This window comes from Sphingobacterium sp. SGR-19, assembly GCF_011043555.1.
Lineage (GTDB): Bacteria > Bacteroidota > Bacteroidia > Sphingobacteriales > Sphingobacteriaceae > Sphingobacterium.
Genome location: NZ_JAAKGS010000020.1, coordinates 1 through 3,049, shown reverse-complemented (window position 1 = coordinate 3,049; position 3,049 = coordinate 1). Strand labels below are relative to the sequence as shown.

The following is a 3,049-nucleotide window of genomic DNA, read 5'->3' as shown; positions in this document are numbered from 1 at the left end:
AGTTCTTTGACATATTGGGATAGAAAAAACAAACGAGAGGACAGAGGAAGTCCCTCAGGGCATTTATGCCATGGGGGGCGGAGGCAGTCCCATACCAGGCAAAAGGGGTATGGGACGGAAGAAAGTAAATAAGGGCACACGGGGGATGCCTAGGCTCCCAGAGGCGAGGAAGGACGCGACAAGCTGCGATAAGCCGCGGGGATCGGCACATACGAATAGATCCGCGGATTTCCGAATGGGGCAACCCGGCATGCTGAAGGCATGCCATACCACTTATGTGGTAGGCGAACGCGCTGAACTGAAACATCTAAGTAGGCGCAGGAGGAGAAAACAAGAGTGATTCCGCAAGTAGTGGCGAGCGAACGCGGAACAGCCCAAACCCGATATGTTACGGCATATGGGGGGTTGTAGGACTGCGATATTGTACCATTTGACGAACTGGAAGCAGTTGGGAAGCTGCGCGGTACGGGTGATAGCCCCTTACAGGCAAGGACGATGGGCATAGCAGTATCCTGAGTAGCGCGGGACCGGAGAAATCCTGCGTGAACCCGGCGGCACCATCCGCCAAGGCTAAATACTCCTGGGAGACCGATAGTGTACCAGTACCGTGAGGGAAAGGTGAAAAGGACCCCGAACAGGGGAGTGAAAAGAACCTGAAACCGTGTGCCTACAATCGGTCGGAGCGGACGTTGTTCCGTGACGGCGTGCCTTTTGCATAATGAGCCTACGAGTTGCACCTGTCCGGCAAGGTTAACCCGTTCAGCGGGGGAGCCGGAGCGAAAGCGAGTCCGAATAGGGCGCAGAGTCGGGCGGGGCAGACGCGAAACCTTGTGATCTACCCTTGGGCAGGTTGAAGTTGCGGTAACACGCAATGGAGGACCGAACCGATAAACGTTGAAAAGTTTCCGGATGACCTGAGGGTAGGGGTGAAAGGCCAATCAAACTGGGAAATAGCTCGTACTCCCCGAAATGTTTTTAGGAACAGCGTCGAAATATAGTTTAACGGAGGTAGAGCTACCGATTGGGTGCGGGGGAGTCAAATCCTACCAAATCCAGACGAACTCCGAATGCCGTTAGATATGTTCGGCAGTGAGGCTTTGGGTGCTAAGGTCCAAGGCCGAGAGGGAAAGAACCCAGACCATCAGCTAAGGTCCCCAAATCCGTTCTAAGTTGGTCTAACGAGGTCCGGTTGCCCAGACAGCTAGGATGTTGGCTTGGAAGCAGCCATTCATTTAAAGAGTGCGTAACAGCTCACTAGTCGAGCGGCCGGGCGTGGATAATAAACGGGCATCAAGAACGGTACCGAAGCTATGGATTTACCTTTTTAAGGGGTAACTGGTAGGGGAGCATTCCATCGGGGGCGAATCCCCAGGGTGACCTGGGGTGGACCTTATGGAAAAGCAAATGTAGGCATGAGTAACGATAAGGCGGGTGGGAAACCCGCCCACCGAAAGACCAAGGTTTCCTGATCAACGCTAATCGGATCAGGGTCAGTCGGGACCTAAGGCCCACCCGAACGGGGATGGCCGATGGACAACCGGTCAATATTCCGGTACTCTTTATAACTGCGATGCGGTGACGGAGCAGTGACACTGCCGCGGACTGACGGAATAGTCCGTTGAAGGGTGTAGGTACTGGACCTGTAGGCAAATCCGCAGGACCAGCTGAAACCCGACAGTACAGCAAAGCTTCGGCGGCGCTGATAGTGCAGGTAACCATACTTCCAAGAAAACCCGCTAAGCATCAGGTTATGAAGACCCGTACCGCAAACCGACACAGGTGGTCGAGGAGAGGATCCTAAGGTGCTCGAGTTAACCATGGCTAAGGAACTCGGCAAAATGGCCCTGTAACTTCGGGAGAAGGGGCGCTTCCTCCGGGCAACCGGAGAAGCCGCAGTGAAAAGGCCCAGGCGACTGTTTAACAAAAACATATGGCTTTGCGAAATCGCAAGATGAAGTATAAGGCCTGACACCTGCCCGGTGCCGGAAGGTTAAGAGGGGATGTCATCCAGCAATGGAGAAGCATTGAATCGAAGCCCCGGTAAACGGCGGCCGTAACTATAACGGTCCTAAGGTAGCGAAATTCCTTGTCGGGTAAGTTCCGACCTGCACGAATGGTGTAACGATCTGGGCGCTGTCTCAGCCATGGGCTCGGTGAAATTGTGGTGCCGGTGAAGACGCCGGCTACCCGCAACGGGACGGAAAGACCCCATGAACCTTCACTATAGCTTAACATTGGAATCTTGTACAGGATGTGTAGGATAGGCGGGAGTATTTGAAGCGGATTCGCCAGGATCCGTGGATACGCCCTTGAAATACCGCCCTTTCTGTACGGGGTTTCTAATCCCGCTATTGCGGGAGACATTGTTTGGTGGGTAGTTTGACTGGGGTGGTCGCCTCCAAAAAGGTAACGGAGGCTTTCAAAGGTAAGCTCAGTACGCTTGGTAACCGTACGCGGAGTGCAATGGCAAAAGCTTGCTTGACTGTGGGACATACAGGTCGAACAGGGTCGAAAGACGGACATAGTGATCCGGTGGTTCCGCATGGAAGGGCCATCGCTCAAAGGATAAAAGGTACTCTGGGGATAACAGGCTGATCTCCCCCAAGAGCTCATATCGACGGGGAGGTTTGGCACCTCGATGTCGGCTCGTCACATCCTGGGGCTGGAGAAGGTCCCAAGGGTTGGGCTGTTCGCCCATTAAAGTGGCACGCGAGCTGGGTTCAGAACGTCGCGAGACAGTTCGGTCCCTATCTGTTGTGGGCGTTGGAAGTTTGAGTGGGTCTGGCCTTAGTACGAGAGGACCGGGCTGGACGCACCTCTGGTGAACCAGTTATGCCGCCAGGTGTACGGCTGGGTAGCTACGTGCGGTTTGGATAAGCGCTGAAAGCATCTAAGTGCGAAACCAGCCACGAGATAAGGCTTCCTTACAGGGCCGTGGGAGACTACCACGTCGATAGGCCGCAGGTGTAGAGGTGGAGACACCACAGCCGAGCGGTACTAATAGCCCGAAGCTTTCCGCGCCGGAAAGTTCCGCTGTCCTCTTTTTTTA

At 54.5% G+C, this 3,049-nt stretch carries 1 rRNA gene; it reads left to right on the top strand.

The window, feature by feature from the left end:
• The first annotated feature begins 117 nt into the window (after positions 1-117).
• Positions 118-3,021 (top strand): 23S ribosomal RNA (locus tag G5B43_RS19155).
• The last annotated feature ends 28 nt before the right edge of the window (positions 3,022-3,049 follow it).